The 23,339-nt window shown below is 73.9% G+C and carries 18 protein-coding genes and 2 riboswitches; of the genes, 11 read left to right on the top strand and 7 right to left on the bottom strand.

The window, feature by feature from the left end; translation table 11 throughout:
- Window positions 1–159 precede the first annotated feature (159 nt).
- Window positions 160–1,080 carry a lytic polysaccharide monooxygenase auxiliary activity family 9 protein gene (locus EDD39_RS24450; protein WP_123559350.1) on the top strand — a complete coding sequence of 307 codons (921 nt, stop codon included), beginning with the start codon at window positions 160–162 and terminating at the stop codon, window positions 1,078–1,080.
- 250 nt (window positions 1,081–1,330) lie between these two features.
- Window positions 1,331–2,950, top strand: coding sequence for a cellulose binding domain-containing protein (locus EDD39_RS24445; RefSeq protein ID WP_123559348.1), 1,620 nt, complete (start codon window positions 1,331–1,333; stop codon window positions 2,948–2,950).
- 106 nt (window positions 2,951–3,056) lie between these two features.
- On the opposite strand, the gene EDD39_RS24440 is transcribed toward EDD39_RS24445, so the two are convergent.
- Entirely contained in the window at window positions 3,057–4,577 is a 1,521-nt protein-coding gene (locus tag EDD39_RS24440) for an MFS transporter (RefSeq protein ID WP_123559346.1), read from the bottom strand.
- Window positions 4,578–4,887: 310 nt separating this feature from the next.
- Between EDD39_RS24440 and EDD39_RS24435 the strand changes: the two genes are divergently transcribed.
- Both EDD39_RS24435 and EDD39_RS24430 read left to right on the top strand, forming a co-directional pair.
- On the top strand, window positions 4,888–5,598 hold the full coding sequence (locus tag EDD39_RS24435) for a TetR/AcrR family transcriptional regulator (RefSeq protein WP_244256995.1): 711 nt from the start codon (window positions 4,888–4,890) through the stop codon (window positions 5,596–5,598).
- A 276-nt stretch (window positions 5,599–5,874) separates the two neighbouring features.
- Window positions 5,875–7,191, top strand: a complete 1,317-nt coding sequence (locus EDD39_RS24430; protein WP_123559342.1) for a carbohydrate-binding protein — start codon at window positions 5,875–5,877, stop codon at window positions 7,189–7,191.
- Between the two features lie 148 nt (window positions 7,192–7,339).
- Here the strand turns inward: EDD39_RS24430 and EDD39_RS24425 are convergent, their stop codons facing one another.
- Both EDD39_RS24425 and EDD39_RS24420 read right to left on the bottom strand, forming a co-directional pair.
- The gene (locus EDD39_RS24425) at window positions 7,340–7,831 is read right to left on the bottom strand and encodes a F0F1 ATP synthase subunit B family protein (protein ID WP_030916565.1); all 492 of its coding nucleotides are present in this window, start codon (window positions 7,829–7,831) and stop codon (window positions 7,340–7,342) included.
- Window positions 7,832–7,930: 99 nt separating this feature from the next.
- On the bottom strand, window positions 7,931–8,446 hold the full coding sequence (locus tag EDD39_RS24420) for a DinB family protein (RefSeq protein ID WP_123559340.1): 516 nt from the start codon (window positions 8,444–8,446) through the stop codon (window positions 7,931–7,933).
- Window positions 8,447–8,655: 209 nt separating this feature from the next.
- Window positions 8,656–8,761: riboswitch (ZMP/ZTP riboswitch) on the top strand.
- A gap of 31 nt (window positions 8,762–8,792) precedes the next feature.
- Between EDD39_RS24420 and EDD39_RS24410 the strand changes: the two genes are divergently transcribed.
- The 4 genes from EDD39_RS24410 (at window position 8,793) to EDD39_RS24395 (ending at window position 12,375) form a co-directional block, all read left to right on the top strand.
- A complete protein-coding gene (locus tag EDD39_RS24410; RefSeq protein ID WP_208765572.1) occupies window positions 8,793–10,241 on the top strand; it encodes a glycine hydroxymethyltransferase in 1,449 nt (482 codons plus the stop codon).
- Between the two features lie 232 nt (window positions 10,242–10,473).
- The gene (locus tag EDD39_RS24405) at window positions 10,474–11,223 is read left to right on the top strand and encodes a tyrosine-protein phosphatase (protein WP_208765571.1); all 750 of its coding nucleotides are present in this window, start codon (window positions 10,474–10,476) and stop codon (window positions 11,221–11,223) included.
- Between the two features lie 117 nt (window positions 11,224–11,340).
- On the top strand, window positions 11,341–11,622 hold the full coding sequence (gene ppnP, locus EDD39_RS24400) for a pyrimidine/purine nucleoside phosphorylase (protein WP_123559337.1): 282 nt from the start codon (window positions 11,341–11,343) through the stop codon (window positions 11,620–11,622).
- 144 nt (window positions 11,623–11,766) lie between these two features.
- The gene (locus EDD39_RS24395; RefSeq protein WP_148089508.1) at window positions 11,767–12,375 is read left to right on the top strand and encodes a hypothetical protein; all 609 of its coding nucleotides are present in this window, start codon (window positions 11,767–11,769) and stop codon (window positions 12,373–12,375) included.
- A 263-nt stretch (window positions 12,376–12,638) separates the two neighbouring features.
- Here EDD39_RS24395 and EDD39_RS24390 read toward each other — a convergent pair whose 3' ends face one another.
- Window positions 12,639–13,970, bottom strand: coding sequence for an MFS transporter (locus tag EDD39_RS24390; protein ID WP_244256994.1), 1,332 nt, complete (start codon window positions 13,968–13,970; stop codon window positions 12,639–12,641).
- A 463-nt stretch (window positions 13,971–14,433) separates the two neighbouring features.
- Window positions 14,434–14,601, top strand: a riboswitch (cyclic di-AMP (ydaO/yuaA leader).
- A gap of 3 nt (window positions 14,602–14,604) precedes the next feature.
- Here EDD39_RS24390 and EDD39_RS24385 point away from each other — a divergent pair.
- Window positions 14,605–15,861 carry a LysM peptidoglycan-binding domain-containing protein gene (locus EDD39_RS24385; RefSeq protein ID WP_162870118.1) on the top strand — a complete coding sequence of 419 codons (1,257 nt, stop codon included), beginning with the start codon at window positions 14,605–14,607 and terminating at the stop codon, window positions 15,859–15,861.
- Between the two features lie 22 nt (window positions 15,862–15,883).
- Here EDD39_RS24385 and EDD39_RS24380 read toward each other — a convergent pair whose 3' ends face one another.
- From EDD39_RS24380 to EDD39_RS24370, 3 genes are all read right to left on the bottom strand, one after another.
- Entirely contained in the window at window positions 15,884–17,098 is a 1,215-nt protein-coding gene (locus EDD39_RS24380; RefSeq protein ID WP_123559329.1) for a CapA family protein, read from the bottom strand.
- 161 nt (window positions 17,099–17,259) lie between these two features.
- Window positions 17,260–18,174, bottom strand: coding sequence for an AurF N-oxygenase family protein (locus EDD39_RS24375; RefSeq protein ID WP_030461280.1), 915 nt, complete (start codon window positions 18,172–18,174; stop codon window positions 17,260–17,262).
- A 266-nt stretch (window positions 18,175–18,440) separates the two neighbouring features.
- Entirely contained in the window at window positions 18,441–19,400 is a 960-nt protein-coding gene (locus EDD39_RS24370) for a pseudouridine synthase (RefSeq protein WP_123559326.1), read from the bottom strand.
- A 134-nt stretch (window positions 19,401–19,534) separates the two neighbouring features.
- Here EDD39_RS24370 and EDD39_RS24365 point away from each other — a divergent pair, with 134 nt between their 5' ends.
- On the top strand, window positions 19,535–22,651 hold the full coding sequence (locus EDD39_RS24365; protein ID WP_244256992.1) for a SpoIIE family protein phosphatase: 3,117 nt from the start codon (window positions 19,535–19,537) through the stop codon (window positions 22,649–22,651).
- Window positions 22,652–22,877: 226 nt separating this feature from the next.
- Complete coding sequence (locus tag EDD39_RS24360) at window positions 22,878–23,285, top strand: hypothetical protein (RefSeq protein WP_123559324.1); 408 nt, start codon at window positions 22,878–22,880, stop codon at window positions 23,283–23,285.
- Window positions 23,286–23,339: the final 54 nt, after the last annotated feature.

The raw sequence follows: 23,339 nt of genomic DNA, 5'->3' as shown, positions 1-23,339 counted from the left end.
TGGCCGACACTTGTCAATTGGTATAGGCCAATCGTAGCCTTCGGACGGCTCGCGGTGTGCCGGGTCCACACCACGCCGTCCCGGGGTCGCTCCCCGTGGCTCGCGGGCAGACGTGCCCGTTTTTCCCCCACGATCGGCCCGATCTTCCCGAGGAGAACCATGTCTTGGTCCCGCCGTCTGCTCGCCGCCTCCGCGGTGGGCGCGGGTGCCCTGGTCGCCACCACCGTCGCCGCCGGCACCGCCGGCGCGCACGGTGCCATGTTCGGTCCGCCCAGCCGCATCGCGGCCTGCTACGCGGAAGGCCCGGAGACTCCCAAGTCCCAGGTCTGCAAGGACCTCGTCGCGGACAGCGGAACCCAGCCGCTGTACGACTGGAACGAGGTCAACATCGCCAGTGCCAACGGCCAGAGCCAGCAGATCATCCCGGACGGCCACCTCTGCTCGGCCAACCGCGACAAGTACCGCGCCCTGGACTGGGCCCGCACCGACTGGCCGGCCACCTCGGTGGCGGCCGGCGCGAAGACCTTCGACTTCCGGGTCACCGCACCGCACCAGGGCACCATGAAGCTGTACCTGACCAAGGCCGGCTACGACCCCGCCAAGCCGCTGAAGTGGTCCGACCTGGACCTGGCGAGCCCGGTCGCGGTCTACGACACCGCCCGTACCTCGGACAACGGGTACTACCACGTCAACGTGAACCTGCCGCAGCGCACCGGCCGGCAGCTGGTCTACATGGTGTGGCAGCGCTCGGACAGCCCCGAGGCGTTCTACGGCTGCTCGGACCTCGACTTCGGCTCCACCACCACCGCCGCGGCCGCCCCGCCGGCCGCGAACACCCCGTCCGCGCCGACCCAGGCGCAGCTCGACGCGGGCGCGGCCCGCTCGACCGTCTCGCACCACGGCCACGGCGGCGACCTCACCGCCGCCGAAGCGGTGGTGGCCTCCTCCGGCACCGTCGCGGTGGACCGGCCCGGCCAGGACAACCTGCTGCTCGGCCTGGCCGGCGCGGGCCTGCTGGCGGCCACCGCCTCGGGCGCGTACCTGGCCCGCCGGATGCGCGGCACCGCCGTCTCCGCCTGACGGCCCACGGACGCCTGACTTCGGGTCAGGCGGGCGGCGCGGTCCCCTCCCCCACGTTTCGGGGGCCGCGCCCTCCGTCGTCCGATGGTTCCCCCATGCCTTAACTGCTCCTGATTGAACCGTCAACTCCTTGCAAAACCAAAGGACTTGACCTTGACGGCCCGGATTGGTCTGGACCATCTTGAGTGCGCCCCACGCACTCCGTGCCCGGCCCCCACCCATCCCCCACACCGTCAAGGAGGACTCGCCCATGAGGCGCGTCACCCTCTCCCTCGCCGCCGCGGCGGCGTTGATCGCCGCCCCGCTGGGCGCCACCGCCGCCGGTGCGGCCGGCGTCTCCGGCCTGACCGCCGACTACGCGGTCACCCAGAGCTGGTCGAACGGATTCCAGGCCACGTACACCGTGACCAACCACACCAACGCCACCGTCAACAGCTGGTCGCTCTCCTTCGACCTGCCGACCGGCGAGAGCGTCTCCAGCCTGTGGAACGGCACCCTGAGCTCGACCGCCACGCCGACCGGCACCCACTACACGGTGACCTCGCCGAGCTGGGCCGCCCCGCTCGCCCCCGGCGCCGCCGCCCCCGCAGTCGGCTTCGGCGTCACCACCGGCGCCACCCAGAGCGCCCCCGTCAACTGCACGATCAACAACCAGCCGTGCGCGGGCGCGCCCGCCGACACCGTCGCGCCGTCCGTCCCCGGCAGCCCGCACTCGACCGGCACCGGCCCGGGCAGCATCACCCTCGGCTGGACGGCCTCCACCGACAACACCGCGGTGGCCGGCTACCACGTGTACGAGGGCACCACCCCGGTGGCCACCGTGACCGGCACCTCCACCACCGTCCGCGGCCTGCTCCAGGGCAGCAGCCACACCTTCACCGTGACCGCCTTCGACGCGGCGGGCAACGAGTCGGCGGCCTCCCCGGCCGTCACCGCCACCGCGGGCACCGGCACCGGCGCGGGCACCGCCGCCCCCTACGTGGACCTCGGCGCCTACCCGACGCCCAGCCTGCCCGCGCTCTCCGCCGCCAGCGGCATCAAGGAGTTCTCGCTGGCGTTCATCATCAACGGCAGCCAGCCGTGCACCGCCAGCTGGTTCGGCGCCTACGACCCGGCCACCGGCTGGAACAAGGCCGACATGGACGCGATCCGGGACGCGGGCGGCGACGTCCGCCCGTCCTTCGGCGGCGCCAACGGCACCGAACTCGCCCAGTCCTGCACCACGGTGGCCTCGCTGGCCGCGCAGTACCAGAAGGTCGTGGACGTCTACGCGCTCGACCGGGTCGACTTCGACATCGAGGGCACCGCCGTCACCGACCACGCCTCGGTCGACCGCCGCTCGGCCGCGCTCGCCCAGGTCCAGGCCGCGCAGCGGGCCAAGGGACGCGACCTGAAGGTCAGCCTGACCCTGCCGGTGCTGCCCAGCGGCCTCACCGCGGACGGCGTCTACATCCTGCAGTCCGCCAAGAACGCCGGCCTCTCGGTCGACCTGGTCAACGTGATGGCGATGGACTTCGGCGACTGGGCCGCCCCGAGCCCGGCCGGCAAGATGGGCGCCTACGCGATCCAGTCCGCGCAGTCCACCCAGGCGCAGATCCGCTCGGTGTGGACCAACCTGACGGACGCGCAGGCGTACGCCAAGGTCGGCGTCACCCCGATGCTGGGCCAGAACGACACCGCCTCCGAGGTGTTCGGCCTCACCGACGCCCAGCAGCTGGTCTCCTTCGCCCAGCAGAACCACCTCGGCGAGCTGGCCTTCTGGGAGATGACCCGGGACGCCAACGCGTGCACCGGCTCGCTGCCCAAGTGCACCAACGTCCCGCAGACGCCGTACCAGTTCTCGAAGCTCTTCGCGGCCTACCAGGGCTGATCCTCCGTCCTTCCGCGGGGCACGTCCCCGCGCGGGGGCGGAGCCGGTGGCCCCGGAGCGCGCTGCTCCGGGGCCACCGGCTCCGCCCTTCCGCCCCGACGGGGCGTCAGGCGGGCTGGTGCTCGCCCTCCTTGCGGAGCGCGTCCTCCTCCCCGGAGCCGCCGTCCTCGCCGCCCTCGTGCTCGGGGCGGCCGTGCATCGGCAGCAGGAAGATCGCGGCGAAGACCACCACCAGCAGTCCGACCTCGGCCCACAGGGTGACCTGCTCGGCACTGGCGAAGTCCGCGCTCTTCAGCCGCTCGAAGAAGACCGTGCCCAGGATCGCGCTGCCCAGCGCCGCGCCGAGCTGCTGCACGGACGTCAGCGTGCCGGAGGCGGAACCGGTCTCGTGCGTCTCGACCGAGGCCAGCACCATCCCGAAGAACGGGGCCATCACCAGGCCCATGCCCAGACCGCTGACCGCCAGCGAGGGCACCATCTCCCAGGGCGTCACCCCGGCGCCCTGACTGTGCAGGGTGTACATCAGGCCCAGCACGCCGGCCAGCATCACCACCAGGCCCGCGTGCATCACCTTGCGGCCGTACTTCTGCAGCGCCTGGGCGGCGCCGAACGCGATCACCATGCCGATCGAGGACGGGATGCCCGTCAGGCCGGACTTGAAGGCGCTGTAGTGCAGGCCGAGCTGGGTGTACAGGCTGAACGTCAGCCAGAAGCCGGTCATCGCGGTGAAGAAGACCAGGCCGAGCGCCATGCCGCCGCTGAAGCCGCGCTTGGCGAACAGGCTGGGCTCGACCAGCGGGTCCGCCCCGACGGCCTTGCGGCGGGCCTCGTACCAGCCGAACAGGCCGAACACCGCCACGCCGACCGCCAGCAGCGCGAACGCCCACAGCGGCCAGTCGTGCTCGCGGCCCTGGACCAGCGGGTAGATGACCAGCGCCGCGCCGAGGGCGGCCAGCAGCGCGCCGAGCAGGTCGAGCCGGACGGTCGGACCGTGGCCCTGGGCGGGCAGGAAGACCCGGCCGCCGACGAAGGCGAACAGGCCGAGCGGGATGTTGATCAGGAAGATCATCCGCCAGCCGGTGCCCCCGAAGTCCGCGTCGATCAGCCAGCCGGCCAGGATCGGGCCGCCGACCGTCGACAGGCCCATCACCGGGCCGAACATGCCGAAGGCCGCGCCCTGCTCCTTGGGCGAGAAGATCTCCTTCATGATGCCCAGGCCCTGCGGCAGCATCACCGCGCCGAGCAGGCCCTGGAGCACCCGCGCGGCGACCAGCTGCCAGGGCTCCTGGGCCAGGCCGCAGGCGAGCGAGCCGAGGGTGAACCCGGCCGCGCCGATCATGAACATCCGGCGGCGCCCGAAGATGTCGCCGAGCCGGCCGCCGGTGATCAGGCCGATGGCCATCGCCAGCGTGTACGCCGCGCCGAGCCACTGGATGGTGGACTCGCCGCCGCCGATGTCCGCCCGGATCGCGGGGGCGGCGATGTTGGTGACCAGGGAGTCGAGCAGGTCCATCACCTCGGCGGCGAGGATGACGAACAGCGCGACCCAGCGCCACCGGTAGGGTTCGGCGGCGGCGCCGCCGCCGGAGGGCGGTGCCGATGTCGTGGGGCCGACCGCGTCGGTCATGACAGCTCCTGTTTGCTACCAGGCGCGGTGGACGGGGGCCGCGCGATTGAACGGTGTTTGCTTGGACGAACACTGTTCTACGAGTCGAGCGGCGTTCCCGTCAAACGGATTAACCCTGATTTCCCCCTTACTCCTCCCCTACTCCTCCCCCACCCCCGCCCCGGCCACCGTCGGCCCCCGCCCCCTCCGCACCCGCCCCCAGCTGCGGCGATCCCCCGCCGGACGGTGATCGCTTCGCACCCGCTTCGAACGGCGTTCGTCCGGAGTACGATGATCGCCGGTGGAACGTTCAGCGAAAGCAGGTGGCCCGATGCCCGCGCAGATGCCCGAGAACCCGTGGCACAAGCCCCGCAAGGCCGAGCCCCGGCAGCCGCTCAGCCGCGCACTGATCGTGGAGACCGCGGTCCGGGTGCTGGACACCGAGGGCCTGTCCGGGGTGACGATGCGCCGGGTCGCGCAGGAGCTGGGCACCGGCCCGGCCTCGCTGTACGCGCACGTCTCCAACAAGGAGGAGCTGCTCGACCTGGTGCTGGAGCGGGTGGTCTCCGAGATCCGGCTGCCCCGCCGCCCCGAGCCGGCCCGGTGGAAGGAGCAGGTCACCGAGATCTGCTTCGAGGCGCAGCGGGTGCTGACCTCCCACCGGGACGTGTCGCTGGTCTCGCTGGGCAACATCCCGCTGGGCGAGAGCCAACTGACCATCACCGAGTTCCTGCTCGACCTGCTGCTCCGGGTCGGCCTGCCGCCCCAGGTGGCGGCCTGGGCGCTGGACGGGCTCGGCCAGCTGATCGACACGGACGCGTACGAGGCGTCGGTGTACGCGGAGCGGATCGCCCGCGGCACGGACATCGGCGAGTACTTCGGGCAGCTGCACAGCTACCTGGAGGCGCTCCCGGCGGACCGCTTCCCGAACCTCCAGGCGATGGCGGACACCATGGTGACGGGCGACGGGGACGAGCGCTACGCCTTCAAGATCGAGGTGTTCCTGCGCGGCCTGGAGTCCTACCTCCCGACCCGGAGCTGACCCCGCCCGCACGCCCCCGCCCCCCTCCCCGCCCTCCTGACGTGGCGTCAGCGAATCCGCGACACCCGCTTTGACCTGTAATTTACCGGCATTTGACCGCCCCATGAACCACTCCGCCCCGGCTCCGGCCGGAAGGGTTGACGGCCGCCCAACACAGGTCTATACCAGTGGCAGTCACGTCAACCTCGGCTAGGTACCCGACCGTTGGCCCGGCCGCGCACCCCCACTTCCGCGCGTCCGGGCTGCCGTCCTCGCCGCCTCCTGGAGAGGTCCTCGATGGAACGCGCACTTCCCCCACACCCCCCTGCCGACGCCCCCGCCGCCACCGCCCCGGTGCGGCACCGCCGTCCGCGCCGCGCCGTCGCGGTCGCGCTGTCCGTGTTCGGCCTGCTGGCCGGCGGCGTCTCCGCGATCGCCGCGTCCGGCTCCGCCAGCGCCGCGACCACGGGCGGGCTCGGCTCCAACTGGTACGCCTCCGCGCCGTACCTGATGCCGGAGGACAACAGCCCGCCGGACGCCGCCGCCGTGATGGACGCCACCGGCCAGAAGGCGTTCCAGCTCGCGTTCATCCTGGCCCAGGGCAGCACCTGCAGCCCGTCCTGGGGCGGGACGTCCTCGATCGACACCGACACCACGATGCCGGCCGTCATCCAGACCATCCGCAACAAGGGCGGCGACGTCTCGGTGTCGGTGGGCGGCTACGGCGGCACCAAGCTCGGCCAGACCTGCGGCACCCCGGAGGCGACCGCCGCCGCCTACCAGAAGGTCGTCACCAAGTACAACCTCAAGGCGATCGACTTCGACCTCGAGGAGCCGGAGTACGAGAACACCGCCGCCATCCACAACGAGATCGGCGCGGCCCGCATCCTGCAGCAGAACAACCCGGGGATCTACGTCTCCATCACCACCGCGGGCACCAACGCCGGCACCGGCTGGTTCGGCACCCAGATGCTGCTCGAGGCGAAGTCCCAGGGCTTCACCCCGAACAACTACTCGATCATGCCGTTCGACGGCGGCTTCAGCGGGGCGGCGGCGCAGACCGACGCGCTGGTGAAGTTCAACCAGCTCCTGCAGAGCACCTTCGGCTGGAACGAGGCCACCGCGTACGCCCACGAGGGCGTGTCGATGATGAACGGCCGCACCGACGCCGCCGAGTACTTCAGGCAGGCGGACTTCCAGACCGTGCTGGACTTCGCCACCGCGCACAAGCTGGCCCGCTACACCTACTGGTCCGTCAACCGCGACCGCCAGTGCCCCGGCACGGTCGACCCGGGCCTGTCCGGCGCCTGCTCCAGCGTGGCGCAGAACGACTGGGACTTCACCAAGTACACGGTGAAGTTCGCCGGCGCGACCCCGCCCACCAGCTCGCCGTCCCCCTCGCCGAGCACCGGCACCAGCACCTCGCCGAGCCCCTCCCCCAGCACCGGGACCGGCACCTGCAGCCCCGCCTGGTCGGCGACCACCACCTACGTGGCCAACGACAAGGCCAGCTACAACGGCCACAACTACCACGCCAAGTGGTGGACGCTGAACGAGAACCCGGGCAGCAGCGGCCAGTGGGGCGTGTGGGCCGACGACGGCCCGTGCTCCTGACCGCTCCCGACCCGAACGACCGACGGGCCGTCCGGTCCACGAGCCTCGAGCTCGGGACCGGACGGCCCGTCCGCCGTACCACCTGCCTGACCCGCCGACCCGCTCGGCCCGCTACCGGGCCGTCGGTGCCGGTGTCGGTGACGAGAGGTCAGACCTCGGCGCGGTTGCGGAACTCCTCCGCCACGGCGCGGGTGGAGGGCAGGTCGGCGAGCGGTTCGCCGACCACCCGGGAGGCCAGCTCGGACGCCAACTTGATGACGTCCTCGCGCAGTTCGGCCTCGGCCAGCACCTTGTCGGCAGCCAGTTGCACCTGCGCCTCGGCCACCAGCTGCTCGCGCTGCTGCAGCGCCTCCGCCCGCAGGGCCGCGACCAGCGCCGCGCCCTCCTCGGCGGCGGTCTGCCGGATCGCGGCGGCCTCGTGCCGGGCGGCGGTGAGCTCGGCCTGGAACTCCTGGCGGATGCGTTCCGCCTCGGCCCGGGCCGCCTCCGCGCGGGCGATGCCGCCGTCGGTCTTGTCGTGGCGTTCGGCGAGGGTGCGTTCGATGCGGGGCAGCAGCACCTTGCCGAGCGCCCAGAAGAGGGCGAAGAAGACGATCAGTCCGAGGATCAGCTCGGGTACGTTCGGTTCGAGAGGTCCCATACTCAGTATGCTATCCGCTCATCCGATGAATCATTCGGCCGCCCCCCTGCCCAGCGCCCTTGCCCCGCAAGGAACTTCGTCCCGCGCTCCCCCACCCGGTCAGCCGCCGGTCACCCCGTCGGTGTGCTCGCGCAGCAGGTCGGCGTGCCCGTTGTGGCGGGCGTACTCGGTGATGACGTGCAGGTACGTCGTCCGCAGGGACTGCTCCTCCCCGTACGCGGCCAGCGTGGCGTCCAGCGAGGCGCCGGCCACCGCGAGGTCGGCGAGCCGCTGCTCCTCCAGCAGCGCCAGGTACTCCTGCTCGGCCCGCTCCGGCTCCAGCAGGTCGAAGTCCGCGTCCTTGTGGCCCTCCACCGCGTGCAGCGGCGGTACGTCCTGGGCGGCGAAGCGGATCCGGAACCACGTCCGCTCCACCTTGGCCAGGTGGCGCATCAGCCCGAGCAGCGAGAGCGAGCTCGCGGGCAGCGGGCGCAGCGCGAGCTGCTCGCCGGTCAGGCCGGCGCACTTGTGCAGGAAGGTGGCGCGGTGCCAGGCGAGGTAGCCGGGCAGCAACTCGGTCTCCGGGGCGGTGAGCGAGCCGCCGGTGCGGGTGGTGGCGGGAACGGTCCATGTCATGCGCCCGATCATGCCCGGACCGGCTCGGACCGCACCAGGGGATTTCCCCCGCCGCAGGGGCCGCCGGCCGGGCTTCCGGGACCCGCCCGGGCCCACGCGCCCGCCCCCGAACCGGGATCCGGCCCGGGGTCCGATCCGGGATCCGGCCCGGGGTCCGGCCCGGGTGATCCGGGGTCCGGCACGGGTCCGGCTCGGCGGTTGGTAGCATCGCGGTGAGCCGTGACTGGCGCGCTGGGATGGAATCACCATCGGGGAGCGGCTCCGTGCGGTGCCCTCGGGCACCGCCTGCTGTCGCCGTGCGCCTGGGCCGTCCGAATCGTCGCCGTTCCGTACGAGGAGACCGCCCGTGGCCGAGTCCCTGCCCGCGCACACCTTCGGCAGCCCTGCCGCCGACACCGCCTTCCGCAGCGCCCTGGACGTGGTGCGCGCCGTCGAACCCCGGATCGCCGCGGCGATCTCCGGGGAACTGGAGGACCAGCGCGCCTCGCTGAAGCTGATCGCCAGTGAGAACTACGCCTCGCCCGCGGTCCTGCTGGCGATGGGCAACTGGCTGAGCGACAAGTACGCGGAGGGCACCCCGGGCCGCCGCTTCTACGCGGGCTGCCGCAACGTGGACACCGTGGAGGAGCTGGCCGCCGAGCACGCCCGCGAGCTGTTCGGCGCGGAGCACGCGTACGTGCAGCCGCACTCCGGGATCGACGCCAACCTGGTGGCGTTCTGGGCGGTGCTCTCGCAGCGGGTGGAGAGCCCGGCGCTGCAGCGCGCCCAGGTCCGCAACGTCAACGACCTGAGCGAGCAGGACTGGGCCGAGCTCCGCCGCGAGCTGGGCAACCAGCGGATGCTGGGCATGTCGCTGGACGCGGGCGGCCACCTCACCCACGGCTTCCGGCCGAACATCTCGGGCAAGATGTTCGAGCAGCGCAGCTACGGGACCGACCCGGCGACCGGACTGGTCGACTACGACGAAGTCCGGCGGATCGCCCTGGAGTTCAAGCCGCTGATCCTGGTGGCCGGGTACTCGGCGTACCCGCGGCTGGTGGACTTCCGCCGGATGCGGGAGATCGCGGACGAGGTCGGCGCGACCCTGATGGTCGACATGGCGCACTTCGCGGGCCTGGTCGCGGGCAAGGTGCTGACGGGGGACTTCAACCCGGTCGCGCACGCGCAGATCGTCACCACCACCACGCACAAGTCGCTGCGCGGCCCGCGCGGCGGCATGGTGCTGTGCACCTCCGAGCTGGCGGAACACGTCGACCGGGGCTGCCCGCTGGTGCTCGGCGGCCCGCTGTCGCACGTGATGGCGGCGAAGGCGGTGGCCTTCGCGGAGGCGCGCCGCCCCGAGTTCCAGGTGTACGCCCAGCAGGTGGTGGACAACGCCCGGACGCTCGCCGAGGGCCTGCTGAAGCGCGGCGCCCGGCTGGTGACCGGCGGCACCGACAACCACCTGGTGCTGGCGGACGTCTCCTCCTACGGACTGACGGGCCGTCAGGCGGAGGCGGCGCTGCTGGACTCCGGCATCGTCACCAACCGCAACGCCGTCCCGCAGGACCCGAACGGCGCCTGGTACACCTCCGGCATCCGGCTCGGCACGCCCGCGCTGACCACCCGCGGGCTGGGTGCGGCCGAGCTGGACGAGGTCGCCGAGCTGATCCACACCGTGCTGACGGCCGCCGCGCCGGTCGGCTCCTCGAAGGCGCAGTACACCCTGGACGAGGCCGTCCGCGACGCGGTCGCCAAGCGCGCGGTCGACCTGCTCGCCGACCACCCGCTCTACCCGGGCATCGCGCTCACCTGATCCGCCCCTCTCCGCGTCCCCGTCCGGACGCCCCTCGGCCCGGCCCGCCGCCATCCCGGCGGGCCGGGTCTCCGGCTGCCCGCCCACCTCCGCCGACCGCCCGGGAAGAGAGCGCCGAAGTCCGTTGCAGAGGCGGCGGAGACCGTCACGGAGACGGCGCCGCGAACCCCCGCCGGGGCAGCCCCGGAGGCAGCCGCCGGAACCACGGCGGAGGCTGCCTAGGATGACCGCCATGGATGCCATGACCTCCGTGAACACCGGAACCGGCGACGGCGGACCGCTCGACCCGGCCGGCGTCCCCGGGGTGCGCAACTTCCGGGACGCGGGTGGCACCGGCGCGCTCCCCCGCGGGGTGCTGTACCGCTCCGGCGCGCTGGACCGGTTGACGCCCGACGGCGCGCGGACGCTGCACGGCCTGGGCGTGCGCACCGTGCTGGACCTGCGCAGCACGCCGGAGGTCGACGCCCGGCCGGACGCCCTGGCCGGCGGCGGCATCCGGTACCTGCACGTCCCGGTGTTCCCCGAGCAGCGCTGGCCGCAGGAGCAGGCCGAGCTGTACCCGCTGATGGCCGAGCTGGCCGGGCGGCCCGTGGTGGCCGCGGTCCGGCAGCTGCTGGTGACCGAGCAGCGTGCCGTGCTGGTGCACTGCGCGTCCGGCAAGGACCGCACCGGGGTGGTGGTCGCGCTGCTGCAGTCGCTGCTCGGTGCGCCGGAGGCCGAGGTCACCGCCGACTTCCTCCGTTCCAACGCCGCGCTCGGCCTGACCGTCGCCGACCCGGCCGTGCCCGGCCACGCCGCCCGGCCGGTCGCGGCCGGCCACCTGCGCCGGGCCCTGCTCTCCGTCCGCTCCCACCACGGCGGCCTGGACGAGCACCTGCGCGCCCACGGGGCCAAGGCCTCCGAACTCGCCGCGCTGCGCGCCGCGTTCCGAGCCCCACGGGGCCCGGGGCCGTCGGTCCCGGGTGCCGCCACCGGCCGGTGACCAACCGGCGGACGCTCCCGGCGACCGGGCCGCCCGCGCCGATAGGCTCGCCCCCGCCGCGGCCGGGTGCACGACGCACCGGCTGCCGTTCCGCACCCCTTCCGCAGGAGAACACCCATGCTCAAGGTCAACGAATACTTCGACGGCACGGTCAAGTCGGTCGCCTTCACCTCCGCGGACGGCCCGGCGACCGTCGGTGTGATGGCCCCCGGCGAGTACGAGTTCGGCACCTCCGCCCCGGAGGTCATGCACGTGGTCAGCGGCGCCCTGACCGTGAAGCTCCCCGGCTCCGACGACTGGCAGACCTTCTCCTCCGGCGAGCGCTTCTCCGTTCCGGGTGACAGCAAGTTCCACCTCCAGGTCTCGATCGACACGGCCTACCTCTGCGAGTACTGCTGACCCCGCGGCCCGCTCCGCCCGCCGCCGCGGACGTGCCGGACCGCCTCTCCCCGTCGGTCCGGTAAAGGCCCGGCCAACCCGGTCACGGCCCGGACGGCGCGCCCTACGGTGGACCGGTCGACCACCGACCGACGGGGGACCACCATGGGCAGAGCCGGACCGCACCGCCCGGAGAGGAGCGCACCCGGGCCGCTCCGCGCCCGCTCCCGCACCGGCTGCGCCGCCGTCATCGCGGTGCTCGCACTCCTCCTGGTCTCCCTGCTCGGCGGCACCCTCGCCTACGGCGCGGCCGGGAACCTCGGCTACCAGACCGGGTGGCGGGGCACCCCGCGCCTGGCGATGACCATCGACTCCTGTTCCTCCCACGGCAGCGGACAGAGCCTGGTGCACGCCTGCTTCGGCCACGGTGACCGGGGCAGCGCCGACACCGTCGACGGCGAGTGGCTGCTCGACGACCTCAGCCACGGCTACCACCGGGGCACTGTCCTGAGCGTCCGCTGCTCCCCCACCGGCGGCTGCGTCGAGGTCGGCGCAGGTCACGTGGCGGGGGACATCGCCAAGCTCCTGTTCGGCCTGTGGCTGGCCACCGCCACTCCCGGCGTGGGGCTCGCCCTGCTGTCCGTCCGCCGCAACGAACGCCCCGGCCGGGCCCCGAGGACCGGTCTCAGCCTGCCGTTCCGCCTGGGCCTGGTCTGGTTCGCCGCCCTACCGGCCCTGGCCCTGCTGTCGGGCGTCCTCTCCCTCTTCCTCTGATCTCCCCGTGAGCGGATTCCCTCCTCCTCTTCCGTTCGCCGCGAGCGGTCCGGCCCTGACCGCACCCGGCCCCGTCCCGCCCGGTGGCGTCCCCTCCTCGGCGTTGACGGCGCGTCAGCTCCGCGGATGCGTCTCGCACATCCCCACCGCCACGGTGGCGCCGGCCGCCGCGGTGAGCGCTGCGATGGGCCCGGATCGCGGTGGTCAGGCCGTAGGCGTCGATCAGAACGCCCGCGGCCGGTGCGCCGACCGCGCATCCCCCGTCACACCACCGCTTCCGCCGCAGACCCCAGCCCGACCCCAGCCCCAGCCCCGGACTCGGACTCGGACTCGGACTCGGACTCGGACTCGGACTCGGACGGCAGGCTCGCCGGCAGGTGGCGGACGGCGGGCAGCGCGAGGAGGGTGAGTGCGGCCGGAACCGCGAGGACGGTCATCCCGAACAGCGTGGGGCGCACGCCGAGGCTGTCCGAGAGCGGGCCGGCCAGCACCAGCCCGAGCGGCATCAGGGCGACGGAGATCAGGTGGTCGTAGGAGCTGACCCGGGAGAGCACCCGCTCCGGTATGTGCACCTGGAGCGAGGTCTCCCAGAGCACGAAGCACAGGGACACGCCCACACCCGTGACCGCCTCCAGTGCGGCGATCACCCAGACCGGCGCGCCGGACCCGATGATCGCGGCCTGGCAGGAGGCGACCGCCATCGCCACGGCCGCGACGGCCATCGGACGGGCCGGTTTCAGGCGGTAGGAGCACACGTCCCCCACGATCGAGCCGAGGCCGAACGCGATGACCACCACCGTCCACGCACCGGCACCGCCCCACTCGTGCTCCGCCAGCACCGGGCCGAGCACGAACACCGAGGGCAGCACCACCACGTGGTAGACCGCGATGGCCAGCATCCCCGACCACACCCACGTCCGGCTGCGCACCTGCTGCCAGCCGACCCGGAGTTCGGCCAGGAAGCCGAGCCGCTCGGCCCGCTCCGCCCCGCCGTCGACGCCGCCCGCGCCGCCCGTGGTGGCCGTACCGTCCACCGTGCCCAACCTGGCCAGCACGGCGGCGCTGACCGCGAAACTCGCGGCGTCCACCGCCAGCGCGCCGCCGGGCCCGACCGCCGCGATCAGCAGACCGGCCAGTGCGGGCCCGACCACCAGCCCCGTCGACTGCACGAAGCCGCGCAGCGCGTTCGCCTCGCGGAGGCGGTCGGCGGGGACGAGCAGGGGCAGCAGCCCGGTGGAGGCGGGGAGGAAGAAGGCGTCCGCGACACCGAACACCGCCATCAGCAGCGCCAGCAGCCCGACCCGGGCGGTGCCGGTGAGCAGCAGCACCGCGGCGGCGGTCTGGACGGCGCACCGCAGCAGATCGGAGGCCAGCATGATCCACTGTCTCGGCATCCGGTCCGCCCAGACGCCTCCGGCGAGCGTGAACACCAGCAGCGGGAGCAGTCCGGCGGCCGTGACCAACCCGACGTCGGCGGCCGAGCCGCCGATCGACAGCACGGCGAAGGGCAGCGCGACAAACGACACCCGGTCTCCCAGGACCGACAGCGACTGGCCGACGAACAGCCTGGCGAACCGGCGTTCGGTGCGGAGCACTTCAGGAATCAAGGCACCCACAGAACCTCCCCAACAAATTCGACGGATCCGACCACGCACCCACCGGAACAGCGAGCACGGCGATCGTAGGAAGCCCGCCGACCCCCTGTCGCATCATTTATCCGCAACGCCGCGAATGCCCCGATTCTCTCCAATTCGCCGTCTCAGCAGGCAAGTTGGCGGTCCACGACCATCGCCGCCGACGGATCGGGGCCCCTGCCTACCCCACTCCCCTCCGCCCCAATCCCACCGATCGGCCAGACTTCTCCAGCCGATCCGCCGACCGCTCCCCCGCCCGAGCCACCGTCAACAGGTCGTTCACACACCACGCAGGGCCCGGCGTGACGGAGGCGTGATCCGGGCGCGACGCGCTTGTGATTGCCACGTTCGAGTGAATAGGCTCGTCCCGGCCCGCACCGCCGGGCCCCCGCGCGCGACAACGCCGAGCCCTGTCCACCGCGTTGCGGGTCGACCACCACAACCCTTGGGCAGGGACGGGGGAACCACGTTAGTTGCCATCCCCCACGGCTAGGGGTGAAGCCGTCCGCGCCGGATGACCGGGGCGCGACGGCCGGGCCTCCCTCCCGGCCCGAACCCGACAGCTCACCCCGTAGGCGTGCGGAGAGGATCTCGCATGCTCTTCACGGGTTCGGGACGTCACCGCCGGCAGGGCCCGACGGAGAAGGCCGCCGAGCGGGCGATCGCCGCAGCCGGTGTGGCCGGTGTCGGCATCGCCCTGCCGCTGCTCGCCGTGACCGGCGCGCACGCCGCCCCCAGCGCGGTCTGGGACCGGGTCGCCGACTGCGAAAGCGGCGGGAACTGGAACTCCGACCAGGGCAACGGCGGCTACGGCGGCCTGGGGATCAACGCCCAGCGCTGGACCGACTACGGCGGCACCCAGTACTCGGCGCTGCCGAACGGCGCCACCCGCAGCCAGCAGATCGCCGTCGCCGAACGCATCCTGGCCACCGAGGGCCCGTCCCCCTGGTCGGCGTGCGCGGACGACGCGGGCCTGAACACCGCCAGCGCGCCGGGCGTCGTCGACGACAACGACTCGGCGGACGAGACGGGTTCGCTGCGCGGCGCCCGCGGCGTCGCGGCGGTCAACGCCGCCGCGGACGGCAGCACCGTCCCGGACGGGAAGAGCGCGCCGGTGTTCTCCGGCCTCCCCGGCTACGACCCGGTCTCGCACGTGTACTGGTACGAGAAGAACGGCGCCTGGTTCTGGACCAGCCACCAGAGCCTGTACGAGCGCTACATGCAGCTGGCGCACCCCCAGCCGCAGCCCAGCGCGCCCGCCACGGAGACCCCGGCCACCCCGGTCACGCCGGCCCCGACCACCCCTGCCCCGGACGCCTCGGCCACCCCGACCGTCCCGCCGGTCTCCCCCGGCCTCCCGCTGCTGCCGACCGACCCGACCGACCCGACCGCCACGCCCAGCCCGGGCACGCCCACCACCCCCAGCCCGGGCACGCCCGCCGACGGCGGCAACGGGACCGTGCTGCCCACCCTCCCGGGCACGGGAACGGGAACGGGCACCGCCTCGCCCAGCCCGTCCACCGGCACCGGTGCCGGCAGCACCGACAGCGCCACCACCCCCACCGCGACGCCCACCACCGGCAGCCCGACCGCTCCGGGCACGGGCAGCGGCGCCACCGCCGCCGCGGACGCGTCCGCCACGCCGGCCGCCCCGGCCGAGTCGACGCCCCCGGCCCAGGCCCAGGCGCCGTCCGCGCAGCCGTACACCGTGGGCCCCGGCGACACGCTGGCCTCGATCGCCCGCAACCACGACCTGGGCGGCGGCTGGTCCGAGCTCTACGAGTCGAACCAGCAGACGGTCGGGGAGAATCCGGACCTGATCCGTCCCGGCCAGGTGCTGAACCTGGGCTGACCGGCGCCCGGCCCGGCCGCCGTCACTTCGGGACGGCGGCCAGGCCGGTGCAGCCGCGCAGGCCGTCGCGGCGCTGCTGGGCGGCCTTCGCCGCGCTGCCGCCCTGCGGGACGGGCACGCCGCGGCCGTCGATGTGCGCGGGGGTGAAGGTCTCGCCGGTGACGCGGCCGTCGGCGGTGACGGTGATCGTGGTGACGCCGGTCTCGTCGGAGGCGGTGTAGTTCGAGGTGCCGTACCAGAGGAAGTTGCCGAAGCCGTACGACACGTAGGTCTTCCCGAGCATGCCCGCGCCGAGCATGGTGTGGGCGTGGGTGCCGACCACGGCGGTCGCCCCGGCGTCGGCGAGCTTCTTGGCGAGTGAGGTCTGCGCGCGGGTCGGGCAGGCCACGCCTTCGTCGCCCCAGTGCAGGTAGACCAGGACCACCGGCGCCTGCGCCTTCGCCCCGGTGACGGCGCGCAGCAGCGCGGCCTCGTCGAGGGCGGACGCGATGCCCGGCTTGTGCGCGCCGGCCCGCCACTTCTGGTTGGTGATCTCGTTGACCTGGCTGGCCGCCAGCACGGCGACCTTCACACCGCGCACCGTGCTGACGTGGGGGGCGTACGCCTCCTCGGCGTCCTTGCCGATGCCGATCACGGGTACCGGGGAGGCGGCCTTGGCGGCGAGGGTGTCGGCGAGTCCGTCGGGGCCGAAGTCGACGGCGTGGTTGTTGGCCTGGGAGACCACGTCGACGCCGGCGCCCTTGAGCGCGTCGAGCGCCTTGGGCGTGGTGCGGAAGGTGTAGGTCTTGGGCTCGGCCCTGCCGCGGGAGGTGATCGCGGTCTCCAGGTTGAGCACCGCCAGGTCGGCCGCGGAGAGCGTCGCGGAGATCGGGCCGAGCGCGGTGTCGGCCTTGGTCGCGCCGAGCCGGGCGGCGGTCCGGCCCTCGAAGTGGACGTCCCCGGCGAACGCCACCGTGATGCTGCCGCCCGCGCCGGCGTTCTCCGGCGCCTCGCTCCCCGTTCCGGCGGACGGCCCCGCCGTCGGCTGTCCCGCCGTCGGCTGCCCTGCCGTCGGCTGCTCGGACGGGGCCGCCGAGGTGGACGGACCGGGCGGGGTGGAGACCGGCGTGCCCCCGGCGGTGGGGGCGGCGCGGTCCGCGGACGGTGCCGGGCCGCCGCATCCGGCGACGGTGCCGAGCAGCAGGACGGCGGTGGCGGTGACGGTGGCGGCGGTTGAGCCGGCCGTGGTGCGGCGCATGAACGGACCCCCCGGTGGTTCGGTGACGACGCACTGTATCCGCGCCGCTCGAACACCGGAAGGCCACATCACCACCGGACGGTCACGATTCCCGTCCGCCTCGAGCCGCCGTCCGGCCCGGCGACCGTCGACCCGCGACCGGACACCCTGCGGCCGTCGACTCAGGCCACCACCCCGGCGGCGCGCAGCAGCCAGCGGTTGGTCCGGCCGACCAGTCCGGCCCGGTCCAGGACGGAAACCACCTTCTGCGCCATCTCGACCTTGGTGGCCCGCCAGTGGGGGTTGGCCCGGGCGACGGCCCGGCCGGTCTTCGGCTCGATGCCGACGGCGGCGTACAGCCGGGGGTGGATCAGCGCGGTGGTGGCGTAGTAGACGATCAGTCCGATGAACAGCTGCTCGTACCGGCGGCGGACCGGGCCGAGGCGCTTGCGGACCAGTTCCTCGCGGGCGTAGCTGATGTGCCGGGCCTCTTCGATGACGTGGATCCGGGAGACCTGGCGGGTGAGCGGCTGGAGGGTGTCGTCGTTCATCACCTCGCGCTGGAAGGCGTCCAGGATCTCCTCGACGTACATGGTGCCGCCGAAGGTCTGGCTGTGGGTGGAGATCGCCTTGAACAGCCGGCCGAGGTTGTGCGCGACGAATCCGGCGCCGTACGCGGGGACGCCCATCTTGGCGATCATCCGGGCGAACATGATCGAGTGCCGGCACTCGTCGGCGATCTCGGTGAGCGCGTACTGGACGTGGTTGCTGGTCGGGTCCCGGTCGAAGGCGTGGCGCAGCAGCATCTGCATGAGGATCTCCTCGAACCAGATGCCGACGCTGGCGATGGAGGCGACCTCGTGCTTGGAGAGTTCGATCCGCTCCTCGTCGGTCATCCGCTCCCAGAGGTCGGTGCCGTAGAGGGAGAGGTGGCGGGGCGGACAGTAGTAGGCCCCGGGGACGGGGTCGGCGTCCCAGTCGACGTCCTTGAGGGGGTTGAACGAGAGCTTCGCGGAGGAGGCGAGCAGGCGTTCGGCAGTGCGCTCCCGGTCGGGGGCGGTGCGGGCGGACTGGGTGGAGGCGGGCTGGGGCGGCATGCCGGCTCCTTCGCGGTGGGGGCGTGGAGGGTGGAGTGGTGGCACTGCCGTGAAGGTAGAAGTTATTAGACTTCCCGTCAATACACCGCGCGCAAAGCGGCCGTCGCCGACCCCGCGGGAGGCCGCCCGCCTGCCTGGGAGCCCGTCCAACCCCGCGGCAGCCCGCTCGCCCGCCTGGGAGCCCGTCCGGCCCCGCGGGAGCCCGTCCGCCTGCGCGGGAGCCCGTGCCAGGCGGTCAGCCGCCCCGCTCCGGCCGCCCGGCCGTCCTACCCCGCCGCCGCCCAGCCCTCGGGGTCCTGCCAGGCCGCCAGCACCCGTCCGCTGACGAAGCGCCGCCGCTCCCCGCCCACCGGGTCGGTGAACTCCAGCGAGCGGGCCAGCAGCTGGAGCGGGCGCCGGTAGTCCTCGGGGACGTCCCCGGCCAGCACCTCGGGGTAGAGCGGGTCGCCCAGGATCGGCAGCCCCAGCCGGTTCATGTGCACCCGCAGCTGGTGGGTGCGCCCGGTGCGCGGGGCGAGCCGGTAGCGGCCCAGGCCGCCGCGCGCCCCGACCAGTTCGATCCAGCTCTCCGCGTTGGGCTCGCCGGGCTCCTCGTAGGCGTCGAGCCGGCCGCGGTCCTTGCGGATGCGGCTGCGCACCACGGTCGGCAGCAGCGCCGCCGCGGCCTCCTCGTGGCGGGCGACGGCCTCGTACTCCTTGACGACCTCGCGGCGTTCGAACAGGCCCTGGTAGGCGCCGCGCAGCGCGGGGTCGGCGACGAAGAGCACCACGCCTGCGGTGAGCCGGTCCAGGCGGTGGGCGGGGCTGAGCCGGGGCAGGTCGAGGTCGCGGCGCAGCCGGGCGAGGGCGGTCTCGGTGGCGTGGCTGCCGCGCGGGGTGGTGGCGAGGAAGTGCGGCTTGTCGGCGACCACGATCCGCTCGTCGCGGTGCAGGACCTCGACCGGGAAGGGCACCACGGGTTCGGGCGGTCCGGGTTCGCGGTGGAACCAGACGTGGCCGCCGGGCCGGTAGGGCGTGCCGTCGGTGACCGGCCCGTCCGGGTCGACGAACTCGCCGGCCGCGAGCATGGCGGCGATCCGTCCGTCCCCGGCGGCGGCGCCGTAGCGCTCCTCGAGGTAGGCGCGCACGGTGGGCCAGCCGCCCTCGAGCGGCAGCCTGACGTGGACGGGGTCGATGCCGTCGCGCTGCGGCAGCGGGCTGACGGGGGCGGGTTTCCTACGCACCACCGTGCGCCGCCCCGGGGTGCCTCCGGCGGGTGTCCATCCGGGTCACCCTAGCGGCAAGTCACCCGTCTGGGCTCGGGCGGCCCGCCGTGCGACGATGGCAGGGCGGTACCCGCCCCCGAACGGTAGGTGGCCGGATGGATGCCGAGAACCAGATGGACGCCGGGCAGCAGCGCACGATCCCCCGGAGCCGTCCCACCTCCCCGCTCACGGCGGGCGGTGCGCCGGTGCCGGACGGCCTGCTGGCGATCCCGGTCGCCACGGCCCTGATCGCCGCGGACGGCCGGATCCTGCACTGGAGCCCGGACGCGGAGGCGCTGCTCGGCTTCCCGGCCGACCTCGCGGTGGGCACCCGCGCGGCGGACATCCTGGTCGGCCCGGAGCGGCGTCCGGCGGCGCTGGAGCTGTTCGCCCGGATCCTGAGCGGCCGCGCCTGGTCGGGGGTGTTCCCGGTGCGGCACCGGGACGGGCACCTGGTGCGGCTCGACTTCCGGACCTTCCCGGTGCTGGACCGGGAGGGCTCGCCGATGGTGCTGGCGGTGGCCTCGGACGTCAGCGAGGTGCGCCGGCTGGCCGCGGACCTGGCGGTGCTGGACGGGTTCTTCACGCAGTCGCCGGTCGGGATGGCGGTGTACGACACCGACATGCGCTACGTCCGGCTGAACGAGGCGCTGGCCCGGATCAACGGGCTGCCGGTGGAGCAGCACCTGGGGCGGCGGCTGAGCGAGGTGCTGCCGGGGATCGACGGCCGGGCGGCGGAGGAGACGATGCGCCGGGTGCTGGCCGACGGGCAGCCGGTGGTGGACGCCCGGACGCACGGCTGGACGGCGGCCGACCCGGACCACGAGCACGCCTGGTCGGTGTCGAGCTTCCGGCTGGAGCAGCCGGACGGCACGGTGCTGGGGGTGAGCACCACGGTCGTGGACATCACCGAGCGCTTCGAGGCGGAGGGCGCCGCCGAGGCCGCCCAGCAGCGGCTGGCGCTGCTGAACGAGGCGTCCACCCGGATCGGCACCACGCTGGACCTGGCCACCACGGCCCGGGAGCTGGCCGAGACGGCCGCGCCGAGCCTGGCGGACACCGTGGTGGTGGAGGTGCTGGACGCCCTGGTGCGGGGCGAGCCGGCCGCGCTGCCGGGCCGCGGGGACCGCTCCGCGGTGCTGCGGCGGCTGGCGTTCCACACCGTGCCGGGCAGCGGGATGTCGTCGATCGCCCCGGCCGACACCGTGCAGCGGCTGCACCCGAGCACCCCGTACGCCTGGGCGCTGTCGCACGGCCGGCCGGTGCTGGTGCCGCGGACGGACGGGGCGGCGATGAGTTGGTTCACGGACGACCCGGTGCGGGGCGGGGCGATCCGGGCCCAGGGGGTGCGTTCGATGATGGTGGTGCCGCTGATCGCGCGGGGTGCGGCGATCGGCACGGCGACGTTCTTCCGGTCCCGGACCGAGACTCCGTACGGGCAGGCGGACCTGGCGCTGGCCGGCGAGCTGGCGGCCCGGGCGGCGGTGTCGATCGACAACGCGTTGTTGTACACCCGGGAGCGGGACGCGGCCGAGCAGCGGCAGCGGGCGCTGGAGGCCGCCGAGGCCGCCCAGCAGCGGCTGGCGCTGCTGAACGAGGCGTCCACCCGGATCGGCACCACGCTGGACCTGACGATCACCGCCCAGGAGCTGGTGGACGTGGTGATCCCGCGGTTCGCGGACTTCGTGACGGTGGACATCCGCGAGGCGGTGCTGACCGGCGAGGACCCGGAGCCGGTGCCGGAGTCCGGTTCGGTGCCGCTGCGGGCGGTCGCGGTGGGCGAGCGGGAGGACGGCCTGCTGCTGACGGGGGCGGCGGACGAGGTCGGGGAGACCACGCACTCGGCCAAGCTGTACGCGCAGGCGATGCGCACCGGCCGGTCGATCCTGGTGCCGCACGTGGACGAGTTCGAGCTGCGCCGGATCGTGGCGCACCCGGACCGGGTCCAGCCGGGCCTGGACGCCGGGATCCACTCGTACCTGATGGTGCCGCTGCTGGCGCGCGGCCAGGTACTGGGCGGGGTGGAGTTCGTCCGGCTGGCCAATCCGGAGCCGTTCACCCCGGCGGACCGGGCGCTGGGCGAGGAGCTGGCGGCGCGGGCGGCGGTGTGCATCGACAACGCCCGGTTGTACCGGCGGGAGCGGGACACCGCGCTGACCCTGCAGCGCAGCCTGCTGCCGCAGGACGTGCACCACACGCCCGGGCTGGAGATCGCGCACCGCTACCTGCCCTCGACGGTGGGCGACGAGATCGGCGGTGACTGGTTCGACGTGGTGCCGCTGACCGGCGGGCGGGTGGCGCTGATCGTCGGCGACGTGATGGGGCACGGCATCCGGGCCGCCGCCACGATGGGCCAGCTGCGGACGGTGGCGCGGACGCTGGTGACGCTGGACCTGGATCCGGCGCGGGTGCTGCGGCGGCTGGACGAGGCGACCGCGCAGCTCGGCGAGGGCCAGTTCGCCACCTGCGTGTGCGCGGTGTTCGACCCGGTGGACGAGGAGTGCATCCTGGCCTCGGCAGGACACCTGCCGCCGGTGGTCTCGGAGCGGGACGGCCAGGCCCGGCTGGTGACGCCGCCGCCGGGCGCGCCGCTGGGCGTGGGCGGGGTGCCGTTCGAGTCGGTGCGCTTCCCGCTGCGCACGGACGGGCTGCTGGTGCTGTACACGGACGGCCTGGTGGAGCGGCGCGGGCAGGACCTGGACGAGGGTCTGGAGCTGCTGCGGGAGACGGTGACGCACCGTCAGTCGACCCTGGAGCGCGGCTGCGACGCGGTGCTGGGGGCGCTCGGGGCGACGATGGGTCAGGACGACGTGGCGGTGATCATGGCGCACGCGGGGCCGGTCGGCGCGGACCGGCTGGCGACCCTGGCGCTGTCGGGGGATCCGGCACTGCTGCGGCACGCCCGGGAGTTCACCCGGCGGACGCTGGCCGACTGGGGGCTGGGTTCGCTGGTGGAGCCGGTGGTGCTGCTGGCCGGGGAGCTGTTGGCGAACGCGGTGCTGCACGCGGGTTCGCCGTTGCAGTTGCGGCTGTTCCGGGGCTCGCTGCTGACGGTGGAGGTGTCGGACGCGGACAGCCGGGAGCCGCGGCTGCGGCCGGTGGGCGAGCACGACGAGGGCGGGCGGGGCATGCTGCTGATCAACGAGCTGGCGCACCGCTGGGGCAGCCGGGCCACCCGGGACGGCAAGGTGGTCTGGTTCGAGATGGAGCTTCCGGTCCGATCGTCACACTGACGTGACGTCAACTTCCTTGGCCCGCAGGGGCGTCAACCCCGCGCGCCGCCCGGTACGGCATCCGGCGGTACGGCGCTCACCCGTCGCGGCGGTGGATGTGCCCCGGCCGGGTGACCGACCGGCCCGCGGCGTACGGCCGGGGGCTCCGGGTGCCGATGATCGTCGCGTCCGGCCCCCGAAACCGCGCGCGACGCCACGGCGTTCAGCGCCGAGCATGGAGAACTCGATGCGTTCCAGCCTTGCCAAGGTCACCACCACCGCCTTCCTCACCGGGCTCGCCCTGCTCGGCACGGTGGGCACCGCCTCCGCCCACTCCCACCACCACCACATGCACCCGCACGGGGCGCTGGCCGTCGGCGGCGACGCGGCGGCCCGGGGCGGCGACGCGGGCGCGGTCGGCGGCGACGCCTGGGCCGAGGACGGGAACGCGGGCGCGGTCGGCGGGGACGCGGGCGCGCTGGGCGGCAGCGCCCTGGCGACGGGTGGCGACGCCTGGGCCGAGGGCGGCGACGCGGGCGCGATCGGGGGCGACGCCGAGGCGCTGTGCGGCTCCGCGCTGGCCGTCGGCGGCGACGCGCTGAGCGACGGGGGCGACGCCCTCGCGGTCGGCGGGGACGCGTCCTCCTCGCACTGACCTCCCCGGGTGCGCGCGGCGGCCGGGCGGTGTCCTCCGGGACCCGCCCGGCCG

The organism is Kitasatospora cineracea (assembly GCF_003751605.1).
In the GTDB taxonomy this organism is placed as follows: domain Bacteria; phylum Actinomycetota; class Actinomycetes; order Streptomycetales; family Streptomycetaceae; genus Kitasatospora; species Kitasatospora cineracea.
The sequence above is the reverse complement of the archived record's forward strand: the minus strand, read 5'-3'. Positions and strand labels throughout refer to the sequence as shown.